This is a genomic window from Streptomyces sp. NPDC046909 (genome assembly GCF_040644695.1).
Classification (GTDB): Bacteria; Actinomycetota; Actinomycetes; order Streptomycetales; family Streptomycetaceae; genus Streptomyces.
Window position 1 is genome coordinate 545,300 of sequence record NZ_JBEYXC010000002.1, and the last position, 14,007, is coordinate 559,306.

The 14,007-nt window shown below is 71.7% G+C and carries 14 protein-coding genes and 1 tRNA gene; 2 read left to right on the forward strand and 13 right to left on the reverse strand.

What is annotated here, in order from left to right; translation table 11 throughout:
* Positions 1-29 precede the first annotated feature (29 nt).
* The 4 genes from ABZ928_RS06730 to ABZ928_RS06745 all read right to left on the reverse strand — a co-directional run bounded on the left by ABZ928_RS06730 (position 30) and on the right by ABZ928_RS06745 (position 3,451).
* On the reverse strand, positions 30-1,013 hold the full coding sequence (locus ABZ928_RS06730; protein ID WP_361515471.1) for an aldo/keto reductase: 984 nt from the start codon (positions 1,011-1,013) through the stop codon (positions 30-32).
* Between the two features lie 58 nt (positions 1,014-1,071).
* Positions 1,072-1,737, reverse strand: a complete 666-nt coding sequence (locus ABZ928_RS06735) for an NUDIX domain-containing protein (RefSeq protein WP_361515472.1) — start codon at positions 1,735-1,737, stop codon at positions 1,072-1,074.
* A 101-nt stretch (positions 1,738-1,838) separates the two neighbouring features.
* Positions 1,839-2,768, reverse strand: coding sequence for a carbohydrate kinase family protein (locus tag ABZ928_RS06740; RefSeq protein ID WP_361515474.1), 930 nt, complete (start codon positions 2,766-2,768; stop codon positions 1,839-1,841).
* The gene (locus ABZ928_RS06745; protein WP_361515476.1) at positions 2,765-3,451 is read right to left on the reverse strand and encodes a class II aldolase/adducin family protein; all 687 of its coding nucleotides are present in this window, start codon (positions 3,449-3,451) and stop codon (positions 2,765-2,767) included. The genes ABZ928_RS06740 and ABZ928_RS06745 overlap by 4 nt, the downstream gene beginning before the upstream one ends.
* Positions 3,452-3,509: 58 nt before the next feature.
* Here ABZ928_RS06745 and ABZ928_RS06750 point away from each other — a divergent pair, with 58 nt between their 5' ends.
* The gene (locus ABZ928_RS06750; protein WP_361515478.1) at positions 3,510-4,169 is read left to right on the forward strand and encodes a TetR/AcrR family transcriptional regulator; all 660 of its coding nucleotides are present in this window, start codon (positions 3,510-3,512) and stop codon (positions 4,167-4,169) included.
* Between the two features lie 22 nt (positions 4,170-4,191).
* On the opposite strand, the gene ABZ928_RS06755 is transcribed toward ABZ928_RS06750, so the two are convergent.
* From ABZ928_RS06755 to ABZ928_RS06795, 9 genes are all read right to left on the reverse strand, one after another.
* Complete coding sequence (locus ABZ928_RS06755; RefSeq protein WP_361515479.1) at positions 4,192-4,407, reverse strand: DUF6059 family protein; 216 nt, start codon at positions 4,405-4,407, stop codon at positions 4,192-4,194.
* Between the two features lie 7 nt (positions 4,408-4,414).
* Positions 4,415-5,641, reverse strand: coding sequence for a dipeptidase (locus ABZ928_RS06760; RefSeq protein ID WP_361515481.1), 1,227 nt, complete (start codon positions 5,639-5,641; stop codon positions 4,415-4,417).
* A complete protein-coding gene (locus ABZ928_RS06765) occupies positions 5,638-7,320 on the reverse strand; it encodes an ABC transporter ATP-binding protein (protein ID WP_361515483.1) in 1,683 nt (560 codons plus the stop codon). Before ABZ928_RS06765 ends, ABZ928_RS06760 begins: the two co-directional genes overlap by 4 nt.
* The gene (locus ABZ928_RS06770) at positions 7,313-8,248 is read right to left on the reverse strand and encodes an ABC transporter permease (protein ID WP_361515485.1); all 936 of its coding nucleotides are present in this window, start codon (positions 8,246-8,248) and stop codon (positions 7,313-7,315) included. The genes ABZ928_RS06765 and ABZ928_RS06770 overlap by 8 nt, the downstream gene beginning before the upstream one ends.
* A 3-nt stretch (positions 8,249-8,251) precedes the next feature.
* Entirely contained in the window at positions 8,252-9,337 is a 1,086-nt protein-coding gene (locus ABZ928_RS06775) for an ABC transporter permease (RefSeq protein ID WP_361515487.1), read from the reverse strand.
* Complete coding sequence (locus ABZ928_RS06780) at positions 9,334-10,980, reverse strand: ABC transporter substrate-binding protein (protein ID WP_361515489.1); 1,647 nt, start codon at positions 10,978-10,980, stop codon at positions 9,334-9,336. Before ABZ928_RS06780 ends, ABZ928_RS06775 begins: the two co-directional genes overlap by 4 nt.
* A 341-nt stretch (positions 10,981-11,321) precedes the next feature.
* Positions 11,322-12,068, reverse strand: coding sequence for an SDR family oxidoreductase (locus tag ABZ928_RS06785; protein ID WP_361515491.1), 747 nt, complete (start codon positions 12,066-12,068; stop codon positions 11,322-11,324).
* A 19-nt stretch (positions 12,069-12,087) separates the two neighbouring features.
* Positions 12,088-12,723 (reverse strand): OsmC family protein, encoded by a 636-nt coding sequence (locus ABZ928_RS06790; RefSeq protein WP_361515493.1) that lies wholly within the window; start codon positions 12,721-12,723, stop codon positions 12,088-12,090.
* 458 nt (positions 12,724-13,181) lie between these two features.
* Positions 13,182-13,255 (reverse strand) — tRNA-Pro (locus tag ABZ928_RS06795).
* A gap of 101 nt (positions 13,256-13,356) precedes the next feature.
* On the opposite strand from ABZ928_RS06795, the gene ABZ928_RS06800 reads away from it, so the two are divergent.
* Complete coding sequence (locus ABZ928_RS06800) at positions 13,357-13,878, forward strand: DUF309 domain-containing protein (RefSeq protein ID WP_361515495.1); 522 nt, start codon at positions 13,357-13,359, stop codon at positions 13,876-13,878.
* Positions 13,879-14,007 lie beyond the last annotated feature (129 nt).

The following is a 14,007-nucleotide window of genomic DNA, read 5'->3' on the forward strand; positions in this document are numbered from 1 at the left end:
ACCGCCACTCCTTCGGCTCCCTCACGAGCCTAGTGCGCCCCGTCCAGCCGGGCCCGCTGCTCCTCGGTCAGTTCGAGGTCGACCGCGGCCAGGTTCTCCTCCAGTTGGGCGAGGGAGGAGACCCCGGCCAGCGGGAGGATGGGCAGGTCGCCGCCGATCTGCCAGGACAGGACGACCTGGTTGACGGTCGCGCCGGTCTCGCGGGCCACGTCCCGCAGGGCTGCCAGGCGGGCCGGGGTGCCCGGGTGGTCGAAGTCCGCGGGGAGGCGGTCCGGGTAGGTGTAGGCGCCCTTGAGGAGGGGCGAGTAGGCGACCAGGGTCAGGGCGGGTTCCTCGCGGAGGTAGCCGAGGAGGTCCGGCCCGGCGTGGCCGAGGCTGCCGTCGGGGAAGAGGTCGTCGGGGACGTCGTAGCGGGGCCGCAGATGGCTGTGGGCGTACTGGAGCACCTCGTACCCGGGCAGTCCGGCCGCGGCGGCGATCGCCCGGGCCCGCTCGACCCGCCAGACGGCGTGGTTGCTGACGCCGAGGAGTCCGACGGTGCCCTCGGCGACCAGCTCGGCGAAGCCCTCGACGGTCTCCCGCAGCGGCACCCGGTGGTCCTCGATGTGCGCGTAGAGCAGGTCCAGCTTCTCCATGCCGAGCCGCTCCCGGCTGCGCTCGGCTGCCTCGCGGATGACCTTCGCGGACAGCCCCTCGGGGTTGTCGATGTAGCTGGTGCCGGGGGCGAGCGGGCGGGCGCCCAGCTTGGTCGCGATGAATATCTCGTCGCCGATGCCACGGCTGCGCCGCCACCGGCCGAGGAGTTCCTCGCTCTGACCGCCCTGCCCGCCGTCGACCCAGAAGGCGTAGTTGTCGGACGTGTCGATGAAGTTCCCCCCGGCCTCGACATAGCGGTCGAGCACGGCGAAGGCCGTCTCCTCATCCGTGCGCGAGCCGAACAGCATCGCGCCGAGGGCGAGGACACTGACCTCACGCCGGTTCTTCGGATCGGTGCCGATGGTGCGGTATTTCATGCGGTCCTCCCGTTCACGGCTGGTGTACGGGAGTCTTCATCCTGGAGCGCACTTCAAGTCAAGGGCGCGCGAACGGCCCTTCCAGCGCCGCCCATTGGAGCAGCATGATGGTCTTGGCGTCGGCGATCTCCCCGGTGCGGATCATCTCCAGGGCCCGGCGGAAAGGCAGTTCGAGGATCTCGATGTCCTCGCCCTCCTCGTCCAGGCCACCGCCCTCGTGGGTGTGGGTCGAGGGGCCGTACTCGGCGGCGTAGAAGCTGACCCGTTCGGTCACGGACCCCGGGCTCATGTAGACGTCGAAGACATGCCGGACCGCGCCGATGGTGTGCCCGGTCTCCTCCACCACCTCACGCCGCACCGCGATCTCCGGATGCTCGTCATCGTCGTCGAGCAGCCCGCCCGGCGTCTCGACCAGCATCCCGTCGGGGTGCCCGTTGACGTAGACGGGGAAGCGGAACTGCCGGGTGAGCAGGACGGTTTCGCGCTGCGCGTCGTAGAGCAGCATGGTGGCCCCGTTGCCGCGGTCGTGCGTCTCGCGCGTCTGGGTGCTCCAACTGCCGTCCGCAAGCTGGAGATCGAAGGTGGTGGCCCGCTCGACGTACCAGTGGCTGGACAGCAGTGTCACGTCGCGGACCTTGACGCGGGGGTTGCCGGTCAGGTCGAGGCCGGTGCGGTCGAGCCCGGTGCGGCCGCGGCGGTCGGGGGTGTCGATACCGGCGGTCATCGGACGCCCCCGGCCGGGCGGAGGTGCAAGGTGGTCATGTCCCCTGTCTATCAACCTTCGGGACCGTCCCGCGCGACGGACCACCCCGCACGGGCCTCACCTCAGGCGCGCACCTTGGCGGTCATGGAGAACTCGTCGGCCTCGGCGAGGTCGAAGTCCCCGTGGTCGCTGCCGAGCCCCTGCGCGACCAGCGCCGCCGCCGCACTGCCCAGAATGGCGGCCTCGCGCGGCGTGCGGTCGAGGCTGATGCCGCGCAGGAACCCGGCCGAGAAGGCGTCGCCGCAGCCGGTCGTGTCCACGACGTCGATCTCGAAGGCGGGGACCGGCTCGGTGCCCTCGGCGGTCACCAGCAGCGCCCCCTCGCCACCCCGGGTGACGGCGACGAGCCCGGCCCCGGCGGCCACCAGCTTCTTCGCGCCGGTCACGAGGTCGTCCTCGCCGCTGAAGCCGAGCACCTGGTCGTCGTTGGGCAGGAGGTAGTCGACGTACGGGAGCAGCGGCTCGATCTGGTCGAAGGTGCCGAGTTCCCCGGGGGCGAGAAGGTCCACGGAGGTGACGACACCGTGCTCCTTGGCGTGCTCCAGGATGCGCGCGGCGACCTCGGCGCCGATCAGCTCCGGGCCGCCCAGGTGGAGATGGGTCGCCTCGGTGACCGCGTCCCAGGGGACGTCGTCGAGGCCGTACGTGATGTTGGCGCCGAGGAGGTGGAGGGAGGGCCGGTCGCCGTTGGGGCGGATGGGCAGGACGCTCGCGGAGGTGGAGGTGTCGATGCGGCGGACGAGCAGCCCGGTGTCGATCCCGGCCCGGTCGAGCAGCTGGATCAGCAGGTCGCCGGTCGGGTCGGTGCCGATCGCGCCGGCGGTGCGCACGGACGCGCCGAGCTTGGCGAGGGTGAGGGCGGTACCGGCGGCCGTACCGGCGGCGGTCATCCGTATGTCCTCGACCAGGGTGGCCCCTTGGCCCTCGGGTATGGCCTCGACCGGCCGCACCAGCACGTCCAGTACGTGCACGCCCATCGTGACGACCTTCATCGGTTTCCCTCCTGCTCGGGTGGTACGGGTTGTGTGGTGCCGTAATCACGCGCGATGGCGGCCTCGATGACCGCGAGCTGCTGCCGCTCGTCCAGGACGCGGGGCCGCCCGATGGCCGCCGCGCTCTGGTACACCCCGCACGCCCACTCCAGCAACAGCGCGTGCTCGACCGCCTTGTCGAGCGTCTGCGCGTGGGTGACCGCGCCGTGGTTGGCCATCAGCGCCCCGCCGCGGCCCTCCAGCGCGGTGAGCACCGACTCGGCGAGTTCGGGGGTGCCGAAGGTGGCGTACGGTGCGACCCGGACGGTGCCGCCGAGGGTGAGCAACTGGTAGTGGACGCACGGCAGTTCGTCGAGGACGAGGGAGAGCGCGGTCGCCATGGGCGCGTGGGTGTGGACGACCGCTCCGGTGCCGTAGCGGTGGTAGACGCCGAGGTGCAGGTCCAGTTCGGAGGTCGGCCGGAGGGTTCCGGCGACGACCTTCCCGTCGAGGTCGACGACGGTCACCTGGTCCGGGGTGAGGCCGGCGAGGACCGCGCCGGTTGCGGTGATGGCGACCCGGTCGTCCACGCGCACACTGACGTTCCCGGCCGTACCGATGAGCAGTCCCTCGGCGCCCAGCCGACGGCAGGCGTCGGCCACCGCGGCCCGCTCCTCGCGCCACGCCGCGCTTGAGTCGGTCATGCGCGCGACGCTAACCTAAACGTGAAACAAAGTCACGTTCACGTTCGGAGGTTGTTGCGTGACCGAACCCACCGCGGACGCCGACCGGGCGGCGGGGGTCGCCTCCCTGCGCCGTACGCCCCAGCAGGCCCGCAGCAAGGCCCGGCTGGCGCGGGTCCTGGAGACCGCCGAGCGGGTGCTGGTCGAGGAGGGCGTCGAGGCGCTCACCACGACCAGGATCGCGGCCGAGGCGAGGGTGTCGGTCGGCTCGCTGTACCAGTATCTGCCGGACCGGGGCGCGATCATCGAGGCCCTCGCGGCCGGGTACTTCGCGAAGCTGGAAGCGGCGATGGACGACCTGGTCGGCGCCGCTGCCGCCCAGCGCTGGGACGACCCGGTCGGTGTCCTCGTCGACTCCTTCGCCGCGATCTACCGCACCGAACACGGCTTCCGCGCCCTCTGGTTCGGCAGCGGCCTCACCGAACAGACCCGCGCCGCCGACCGCGAGCACAAGCGCCGCATGGCCGACGGCATCCGCCGCATCCTCCTCGCCCTCGACCTCGCCGAGGACGACGAGTCCCTCGCCCGCACGTGCCTCGCGGCGATGCTGGCCGCGGACGCCCTGGCCCAGGAGGCGTTCCGCCGGGACCGGACGGGGGACGCGGCGCTGCTGGAGGAGGCGAAGGTGATGCTGCGGGGGTACCTGGGGGACGTGACGGCGCGCTATCCACACCGCTAGGGGCCTTCGGGCGGATCGCTCCTCAGGCCCGCAGGTCCAGGCCTGCCCAGATCTGCCGCTCCGCCTCGGTCGGCGGGATGTGCCCGGCCGGGCACTCCGGGTGACCGGACGGCGGCAGGCCGACCGTCTCCGGCGGGCGCTCCGGCTCGGGCCACGGCAGCCCGTACAGGCAGCCGACCGCGAGGAGTCCCGGTGTCCACGAAAGCAGGGCGTCGGCCCACCGGCGGGGGCGTTTCACCTCGCCCTCACCGCAGCGGGGCCGTGGGCCACAGCGGCTCGGTCGCCCGCTCCTCCGCTTCGCGCAGGACGCGCAGGACGTTGCGGCCGGTCAGCGCCTCCAGGTCGGTGCGGGACCAGCCCCGGTCGGCGAGTTCACGCAGCAGTACGGGGTAGCCGGAGACGTCGGCGAGGCCGGTGGGCTGATGGTCGATGCCGTCGTAGTCCCCGCCGAGGCCGATGTGGTCGACGCCCGCCACCTCGCGGGCGTGCTCGATGTGATCGGCCACCTGGGCGACCGTGACCTCGGGCCGTGGGTGTGCGTCGGTCCAGCGGCGCAGCCGGTCGTCGATGGGGGTGTCGAACGCCCGCGCGAGCTCGGCGGCGACCTGGGCCGCGTCCTCGCCGGGGCGGGGTGCGCGCGGCCAGGCCCAGGCGTGGGCCGGCAGTCCCAGGCGTTCGCGTTCGGCCTGGAGTTCGCGCGCCCATTCGGCGACGTCGGCGGAGACGAAGTACGGGACGAAGGTGAGCTGGATGACACCGCCGTTGTCGCGCAGCAACTCCAGGACGCCGTCGCCGACGTTGCGCGGATGGTCGTTGAGGGCGCGGGCGGAGGAGTGGCTGAACAGGACCGGGGAGGTGGTGGCGGCGAGGGCCGCGCGCTGGGTGGACTCGGCCACGTGGGAGAGGTCCACGAGGACACCGGTGCGGTTGAGTTCGGCCACGATCGCGCGGCCCGTGTCGTTGAGGCCGCCGACAGCGGGCTCGTCGGTGGCCGAGTCCGCCCACGCCGTGTTGTCGTTGTGGGTGAGGGTCACATAGCGGATCCCGAGCCGGGCGAACGACCGCAGGACGCCCGGGGATTCGGCGAGGCTGTGGCCGCCCTCGACGCCGAGCAAGGAGGCGATCCGGCCGTCGGCGACCGACCGCTCGACGTCGGCGGCGCTGTAGGCGATGCGCAGGGTGTCCGGGTAGCGGGCGACGAGCCGGTAGACGGCGTCGATCTGCTCCAGCGTGGCCACCGCGGCCTCGGGTTCGGGCAGTTTCGAGGAGACGTACACCGACCAGAACTGCGCGCCGACGCCTCCGGCGCGCAGCCGGGGCAGGTCGGTGTGCAGGTCCGGGCGGCCGTCGGCGAGGCCCTCGACGCTGTATCCGGAGCGCACGCGCAGTGCCACCGGGAGGTCGTTGTGGCCGTCGAAGACCGGGGTGCTGGTCAGTACCTGGCGGACCAGGTCCGACAAGGTGTCGGTCATGCGCTGGTCACTCCTTCGTCGAGAGCGTCGAGAGACGGGACGTGCCGGCGCGCCTGCCGTACCGGGTCCGCGACGGGCAGCGCGGCGACCAGGCGCCGCGTGTAGTCGTCCTGCGGATCGCCCAGCACGTCGGCCGTGCTGCCGGAAGCGGCGACCCGGCCCCGGTGCAGCACGAGGACCCGGTCGGTGACCTGCTCGACCACCGCGAGGTCGTGGCTGATGAACAGCGCCGCGAAGCCCAGCTCCCGCTGGAGTTCGGTGAAGAGGTCCAGCACCTTGGCCTGGACGGACACGTCGAGGGCCGAGGTGGGTTCGTCGGCGATGATCAGCGGGGGCCGCAGGGCGAGTGCGCGGGCCAGGGCGGCACGCTGGCGCTGGCCGCCGCTGAGTTCGTGCGGGTAGCGGTCGGCGTAGGCGCGGGGCAGGTGGACGGAGTCCAGCAGTTCCTCGGCCCGGGCGCGGATCGCCTCGGCGCCGAGTTCGCGCCGGTGGACGGTCAGCGGTTCCGCGATGCTGTCGGCGATGGTCAGCAGGGGGTTGAAGCTGGTCGCGGGGTCCTGGAAGACGTAGCCGATGCGGCCGGTCCGGGTGCGTGCGGCCCGCCGACGGTCCAACGGCTCCCCGAACACGTCGAGTCGGCCACCGCTCGCTCGGGTCAGCCCGGCGATCGCCCGGCCGATGGTGGTCTTGCCGCTGCCGCTCTCCCCCACCAGCCCGAGCACCTCTCCCGGCCGGATCTCGAAGCTGACGCCGTCGACCGCCCGGAACCCCTTCCGGCCCAGCCGCCCGGGGTAGTCGACGACCAGTCCGGCGGCCCGGACGACCGGCCGCGCGTCCTCCGGCTCGGGCGCCGGCGTGCGGTCGTGGCCGCCTTCGCCGAAGACCGGCACGGCGGCCAGCAGATCGCGGGTGTACGGGTGTGAGGGCGCCGCGAACAGCTCCCGCACCGGGGCCTGTTCGACGATCTCGCCCTCCTTCATCACGGCCACCCGGTCCGCGAGGTCGGCGACCACGCCCATGTTGTGGGTGATGAGGAGGACGGCGGTGCCGAAGTCGGTGCGGACGCGGTGCAGGAGTTCCAGGATCTCCGCCTGGACGGTGACATCGAGGGCGGTGGTGGGTTCGTCGGCCACGATGAGCCGGGTGCCGAGGGCGAGGGCCATGGCGATGACGGCGCGTTGCTTCTGGCCTCCCGAGAGCTGGTGGGGGTAGTGGTCGACGCGGGTGGCCGGGTCCGGGATGCCGACCTTGTCGAGCCATTCGACGGCGAGGGCCCGGCGTTCGGCCTTGCTGCCGCCGTGGCCGTGGGCGCGCAGGCCCTCGGTGAGCTGCCAGCCGATGGTGAAGACCGGATTGAGGGCGGTGGACGGCTCCTGGAAGACCATCGCGGCGTGGGTGCCGCGCAGTTGGCGGAGCCGGACGGGGGACGCGGTGAGCACGTCCTCGGCCGGTTCGGTGGTGCCGTCGCCGAGGAGCACCCGGCCGCGGGCCGTCGCGGTGGCGGGCAGCAGGCCCAGGACCGATCGGGCGGTCACGGTCTTGCCGCTGCCGCTCTCGCCGACCAGGGCCAGCACCTCGCCGGGGGCGACGGACAGGCTGACTCCCTTCACGGCGGGGGCCGTTCCGGCATCGGTGGCGAAGGTGATGTGCAGGTCCTCGATGCGCAGCAGGTCAGTCATCGCCCTTGCCTCCAGCCGTGGTCGTGGCGCGGCGCCGCAGCCGGGGGTCGGCCAGGTCGGTGAGGCTCTCGCCGAGCAGGGTGGTGCCGAGGACGGTGAGCACGATGGCCAGGCCGGGCGGGATCGCGGTCCACCACAGACCCGAAGTGACGTCCGCGACCGAGCGGTTGAGGTCGTAGCCCCACTCGGCGGCGGAGTTGGGCTCGATGCCGAAGCCGAGGAAGCCGAGCCCGGCGAGGGTGAGGATGGCCTCCGAGGCGTTGATGGTGAAGATCAGCGGCAGGGTGCGCACCGAGTTGCGCAGCACGTGCCGGAACATGATCCGCCAGGTCCCGGTGCCGATCACCCGGGCGGCGTCCACGAAGGGTTCCGCCTTGACGCGGATCACCTCGGCCCGTACGACCCGGAAGTACTGCGGGACGAACGAGACGGCGACCGCGCAGGCCGCCGCGCCCAGACCGCCGGTCAGGCTGGACTGTCCGCCGCTGATCACGATCGACATGACGATGGCGAGCAGCAGCGGCGGGAACGCGTAGAGCGCGTCGGCGAGGCCCACCAGGAACCGGTCCAGTCGGCCGCCGAGATAGCCGGAGGCCAGCCCGAGCACCGTGCCGGGGACCACCGAGAGCAGCAGTGCGGCGAGGATGATCTCCAGTGCGGTGCGGGCGCCCCACACCGTGCGGGACAGCACGTCGTAGCCGGCGATGGTGGTGCCCAGCGGGTGGTCGCCGCTCGGCGCCTGCTGCGAGCCGAACAGACCGCCCGCGTCGCGGAGTTGGGCGTGGTCGTAGGGGGCGAGGAGCGGGCCCGCCAGTGCGGTGAGCAGGAACAGCGCGGTCAGGACCGCCCCGGTGACCAGCATCGCCCGCTGCGCGCCGGCACTCGCCCGGATCGGGAGCGGGAGCCGTCGTGGAAGAACCTGTGCCACGGCTCAGTACCTCACTCGGGGGTCGATGAGGGCCGCGACGACGTCGACGAGGAAGTTCGTCACCGCGACCACGACGGCGCACAGGGCCACGATGCCCTGGACGGCGGGGAAGTCACGGGCCGTCAGGTAGGAGGCGAGTTCGAAGCCGAGGCCCTTCCATTCGAAGGTCTTCTCCGTCAGCACCGCGCCGCCGAGCAGCCCGGCGACCTGGAGGCCCAGAACGGTGACCACGGGGATCAGTGCGGGCCTGGTGGCGTGCCGGGTGACCAGGCGGAAGGGGGCGACGCCACGCGAGCGCGCCGCCTCGACGTAGTCGGTGTTCAGCGTGCCGATCAGGTTCGTGCGCACGAGGCGGAGCAGGATGCCGGCGACGAGCAACCCCAGGGCCACGCCCGGGAGTACGGCGTGCTGGAGGACGTCGGCGATCGCCGTGCCGTTCCCGCTGCGGAGCGCGTCGACGAGGTAGATGCCGGTCGTGCTGGTCTGGTTCTGGAGGAAGAGCTGGACGTCGGTGCTCGCCCGACCGGATGCGGGCAGCCAGCCGAGCTGGATCGCGAACACGAGTTTCAGCAGCAGCCCCACGAAGAACACGGGGGTGGCGTAGGTGAGGACGGCGAACAGGCGCAGGGCCGCGTCGGGTGCGCGGTCCCGGTAGGAGGCCGCCAGCATGCCCAGCGGGACGCCGACGGCGAGGGCCACCAGCAGGGCGTAGAAGGCGAGTTCGAGGGTGGCGGCGCCGTAGGTGCCCAGGACGTGGGTCACCGGCTGGTTGTCGGTGACGGTCCGGCCGAAGTCGCCGGTCGCCAGGGACTTCAGGTAGTCCAGGTACTGGGTGAGCAACGGCCGGTCGTAGCCCGCCTGGTGGAGTTTCTCCTGGAGCTGATCCGGGGTGAGCCGGTCGCCGAAGGCGGCGCTGATCGGGTCGCCGGTGGCGCGCATGAGGAAGAAGACCAGACTGACCAGGATGAACACGGTCGGGATGATGAGGAGGAAGCGGACCAGCAGATAGCGGGCCAGTCCGTGCCCGGCGGCGCCGTCGGCGGGGCTGCCGACGGCGCCGGGGGCCGTCTCCTGGGCGGGAGCGCTCACTTCTTCGCGAGCCCCGCCCAGCGGAAGGTGTACGCGCTGGTCAGCTCGTCCGGCACACCGCTGACGTCGGTGCGGGTGACGATCGCGGTGGACCCCTGGAGCAGGGGCAGCAGCGGCACCTGGGCGGCGGCCTTATCCTGCGCCTGCTGCAGCAGTTCGGTGCGCTTGGCGGCGTCGGTCTCCGTCTCCTCCTTCGTGATCAGCTCGCGGACGGCGGAGTCGTCGTAGCCGTTGGCGACCCAGCTGTTGGCCGAGTAGAAGGGCGAGAGGTAGTTGTCGGCGTCCAAGTAGTCCGCGTACCAGCCGAGTTGGTAGAGCGGGTACTGGTGCTTGATGCGGTCCTTGCCGTACTGGGTCCACTCGGTGGACTGGAGGTTCACCTTGAAGAGGCCGGTCGCTTCGAGCTGGCTCTTGACCAGCGCGTACTCGTCCGCCGAGGACGAGCCGTAATGGTCGCTGTTGTACTGGAGGTTGAGGGTGACCGGGGTCTTCACCTCCGCCGCCTTCAGCCGGGCCGCGGCCGTGGCCTTGTCGGGGCCGCCCTTCTTGTCGCCGTAGAGGGACTTGAAGGAGGGCGTGGCGCCGGTCAGGCCGTCGGGTACCGAGCTGTAGAGCGGCTGGTAGCTGTTCTTGTAGACCTGCTGGGCGAGTTGGGACCGGTCGACGGAGTCGGCGACCGCCTGGCGCACGGCCAGCGCCTTCGCCTTGTCGGCGTCCTTGGTCTTGGTGCCGTACGGCTGGGTGGTGAAGTCGAAGACGATATACCGGATGCCGTTGCCGGAGCCGGTGTGGACCTTGATGTCCTTCTGCTTGCCCAGGTCCTCGAGGTCCGCGGTGGTGAGGGTTCGGTAGACGGCGTCGATGGCGCCCTGCTGGACGTCGAGCTTCAGATTGCTGGCGTCCGTGTAGTACTTGAGCTGGACGTTCTCGCTCTTCGGGGTGCCCTGCTGGCCCTTGTAGGCACTGTTGGCGGTGAAGGAGACCAGCGAGTTCTTGTCGTAGCTCTTGATGCCGTACGGGCCGTTCCAGGGCTTGCCCGCGACGATCGACTTGTCGTCGAGGATCTTGTCCGCCGGGAAGACCTGCTCGTCGACTATGTAACCGGCGGCGGTCGACAACACCTGCGGGAACAGGGTGTCGTCGGCCGACTTGAGGGTGAAGACAACGGTGGTCGCGTCCGGCGCGGCCACGGACGCGAGGTTGTACAGGAGCGACGACGGGCCGTTCTCGTCGGCGATCTTCAGCGTGCGGTCGAAGCTGAACTTGACGTCGGAGGACGTCAGTTGGTGCCCGTTGGCGAACTTCAGACCCTTCTTGAGGGTGACCGTGTACTCCTTGGGCCCGGTCAGCTCGATTCCGGTGGCCAGGTCCGGAGAGACCTCGGTGTCGCCGTTCTTCACGCTGAGCAGGGTCGCGTAGACCTCGCTCTCGATGGTCCCGGAGCCCGCGTCCCAGGCGCCCGCCGGGTCGAGGCTGGTGACCTGGTCCGTCGTACCGACGGTGATCGTCGTGCCGCCGGTGCCCGCCGAGTCCTTGGTGCTGGTGCATCCGGTCAGGGCCACCAGGAAGGCCGTCCCGAGGGACAGGGCACCGAGGCCGGGACGGACGGACCGGAACGGTCTGACGGAGCTGTGCTGTGTCATGACTGGTCTCTGCTTCCCCATGGGACATCGCCATGGAACGTCGCTGCGGACGGACACGCGGCGGACCGCGACAGGCTGGACCTGCCGTCGGCACGCGGCCGCGTGAAGGGTGAAAGTGGAAGGCGCGGGAGAGAGATCAGCCGTGACAGAGGCAGCTGCAGACCAGCAGCAGATCGACGTGGCGCCGGGAGCACAGCACGAGGGCAGATGCCACGCCGTCCTCCTGAGGGTGTCGCCGGCTCGCGGGCCGGGATGAACGCACTGGCAGAATGGGAACATCAACTTCCCGGCCGGTCAAGAGCGTTCGGCGCCCGAATGATGTACGCAGCATGAAACCTGCCTCATCTTCCGCTCGGCGGCGGCAGGATCCCCCCGTTGGCACTCAGCCCGCCGTCGACCGGGACGGTGACCCCGGTGATGTACGAGGCGGCCGGCGAGGTCAGGAACCAGAGCACCTCCGCCTGTTCGTCGGGACCGGCCCAGCGGTGGAGGGGGATCCGCTCGATGAGGGCCGGGGTGTCCAGGTGACCCGCGGTGAGGGCGGTGTCGGTGAGGCCGGGTGCGATGGCGTTGATACGGATGCGCTGTGCCGCGTAGTCGACGGCGGCGGCCCGTACGAGGTTGATGACCGCCGCCTTCGTCGCGTTGTAGCCCCAGGTGCCGGGGTCGCCGCGCAGCCCGGACACGGACGCCGTGGCGACGATCGCGCCCCCGCCGACCGCGCGCAGCGCCGGGACGACGGCCCTGATCCCGAGGGCCACCGAGCGGACGTTGACGGCGAAGAGCCGGTCGAACCGCTCGATCGCCCCGGGCGACTCCAGCGGCCCGGCGCCACCGATCCCGGCGTTGAGGACGGCCGCGTCCAGCCGCCCGAACCGGTCGAGGGCCAGGGCCACGGCGCCCGTGTTCGTCGCCTCGTCCGCCACGTCCCCGGCGAGTGTCACCACCCCGTCCAGGGCGTCGAGCCGGGCCAGTCCCGCCTCGTCGACGTCGACCGCGACGACCCGGTGACCGCGCCCGGCGTACAGCCGGACGGCCGCCTCCCCGATCCCGGAGGCGGCGCCGGTGATCAGCGTCACCGCGGGCACGGCCGCACCCGTTCCGGACTCATATCTCCTCCGGACTGCCGGTCAGGACGACGCGGCCGGTGACGGACTGCGGGTTGATGAGGAGGTTGTAGATCGGGCACTTGCGCTCGACCGTCTCGTGCAGTTCGCGGATGCGGTCCTTGCCCGCGGGCGAGGTGATGTGCACGGTGTACGAGATGTTGTGCGGATAGATCGGCACGTCCTCGAAGCCGGGCTGCCCGGCCCGCGGGTGCTGGTCGGCCTGCACCTCGACCTCCAGGGAGTCCAGGGGGATCCGCAGGTCGGCGGCCTGGATGAGGAAGACGTGGGTGAGGCAGCTGGACAGCACACCGAGCTGGATCTCCGGGGAGGCGGGGCCGAGGTCGTAGCCGGCGAAGTCCAGCGGGGAGTCGCTGAGGATCTGGTGATGCCGGATGCGTATCCGCCGTACACCACTGCGTTCCTCGGCCTTCGTACGGGCTCTCAGCTTCTGCGTCTCGGTGAACTGGGCCGCCTCCTGCGCCTCCCGCTTCGCGAGCAGCGCGGCCCGTTTGACCTCCAGGTATTCACGCAGCCCTGGCTGGGGGTCGGGCGCGGTGGCGAGCAGCGGCTCGGCTTCCTTCGTGCCGTTCGCCGCTACGGCGTTCTTGCGGGCGGCGGTCGTGGTGGCGGCCATGTCGACTCCTGTGGATCAGGGGGGGGTCGGAGGTGCGCGGACGGACGCGGGGGCGCCGCGCGGCGATGCGTGCGGAAGCTCTTGAAGAGCTGCGACTGGGCATACGGAAGCGGCGGCCGTACGTCAGGGACGGCGGCCGGGGTCAGGCGCTACAGAGGGTGCCGGAGACGCGCAGCAGGTCGATGTGGCGACGCTGGGCCCGGTCGAGGCCGACGAGGCGGACGGCGGTGCCGTGCACGGTGAACGTCACGGCAGCTCCTCCCAACAGGCCTTCGGGCTCGATGCGTTGTGACGTTAACCGTGTGCTTTCCGTGACGTCAAGGATGGTCCGTGCGGCGTGCCGACGGCCGACGCACAACAACGAGCCGGGAGGCGCGAGCAGGGGCCTCGCGGTCCACCAGCCCCGGGTACGCGAAAGGGTCCGCACAGGCTGCTGCCTGTGAAGACCCTTCGCACCGTCGGGACGACAGGATTTGAACCTGCGACCCCTTGACCCCCAGTCAAGTGCGCTACCAAGCTGCGCCACGTCCCGGTGCGTTTCGCGCGGTGAACCGCGTGATCACGCGAAGAGAACTTTACCCCACGGGGCGGGCTGCTTCGAAGACGGCCCGGGCGGCGCGGGACAATGGGCGTATGGGCGGTACTTCCTCAGGACGACGGACCGGCGCTCGGGACCGGGACGGCGAGGGGCGGGCGCGGAACGCGCGGCCCCGGGACGGGCTCGGGCGGCCCCTTCCGTACGGCGCGGACGGGGTGGAGCGGCAGCCGGAGGGCGTCGTCCGCACCCCGGAGCAGTCCGTCGCCGAGGCCCAGGAGCTGCTGGACGCGGGGAAGCCGTTCCACGCCCACGAGGTCTTCGAGGACGCCTGGAAGTCGGGCCCCGAGGAGGAGCGGACGCTGTGGCGGGGCCTCGCCCAGCTCGCCGTGGGGCTCACGCACGCGGCCCGGGGGAATGTCACGGGCGGGGCGCGGCTGCTGCGGCGAGGGGCCGCGGCGGTCGAGGAGTGGGCCGCCGGTACGGGGCCGGCGCGGCCGTACGGGATGGATCTGGCCGGGCTCGCCGGATGGGCCCGGGGGCTGGCGGAGGACGTGGAGCGCGGCGCGGGACCGGTGGACGCGGAGGCCCGGGCGCCGCGGCTGCGGGGCGGGGGATGACGTCGGGCGCGGACTGAGCCGGGGAGAACCGCATCTCGGCCGGACCGGTCGCGACCTGCGCCGGAGCACGGCCGCATCCCGGACTCGCCCGGCGCGAACCGCCCCCGGACGGCCAAAACCCGACCTGAC

Bases quoted from the DNA above. Each gene is read 5' to 3' on its own strand.
- ABZ928_RS06730 (WP_361515471.1), bottom strand. From the start codon at position 1,013: ATGAAATACCGCACCATCGGCACCGATCCGAAGAACCGGCGTGAGGTC.
- ABZ928_RS06735 (WP_361515472.1), bottom strand. From the start codon at position 1,737: ATGACCGCCGGTATCGACACCCCCGACCGCCGCGGCCGCACCGGGCTC.
- ABZ928_RS06740 (WP_361515474.1), bottom strand. From the start codon at position 2,768: ATGAAGGTCGTCACGATGGGCGTGCACGTACTGGACGTGCTGGTGCGG.
- ABZ928_RS06745 (WP_361515476.1), bottom strand. From the start codon at position 3,451: ATGACCGACTCAAGCGCGGCGTGGCGCGAGGAGCGGGCCGCGGTGGCC.
- ABZ928_RS06760 (WP_361515481.1), bottom strand. From the start codon at position 5,641: ATGACCGACACCTTGTCGGACCTGGTCCGCCAGGTACTGACCAGCACC.
- ABZ928_RS06765 (WP_361515483.1), bottom strand. From the start codon at position 7,320: ATGACTGACCTGCTGCGCATCGAGGACCTGCACATCACCTTCGCCACC.
- ABZ928_RS06780 (WP_361515489.1), bottom strand. From the start codon at position 10,980: ATGACACAGCACAGCTCCGTCAGACCGTTCCGGTCCGTCCGTCCCGGC.
- ABZ928_RS06790 (WP_361515493.1), bottom strand. From the start codon at position 12,723: ATGGCCGCCACCACGACCGCCGCCCGCAAGAACGCCGTAGCGGCGAAC.
- ABZ928_RS06800 (WP_361515495.1), top strand. From the start codon at position 13,357: ATGGGCGGTACTTCCTCAGGACGACGGACCGGCGCTCGGGACCGGGAC.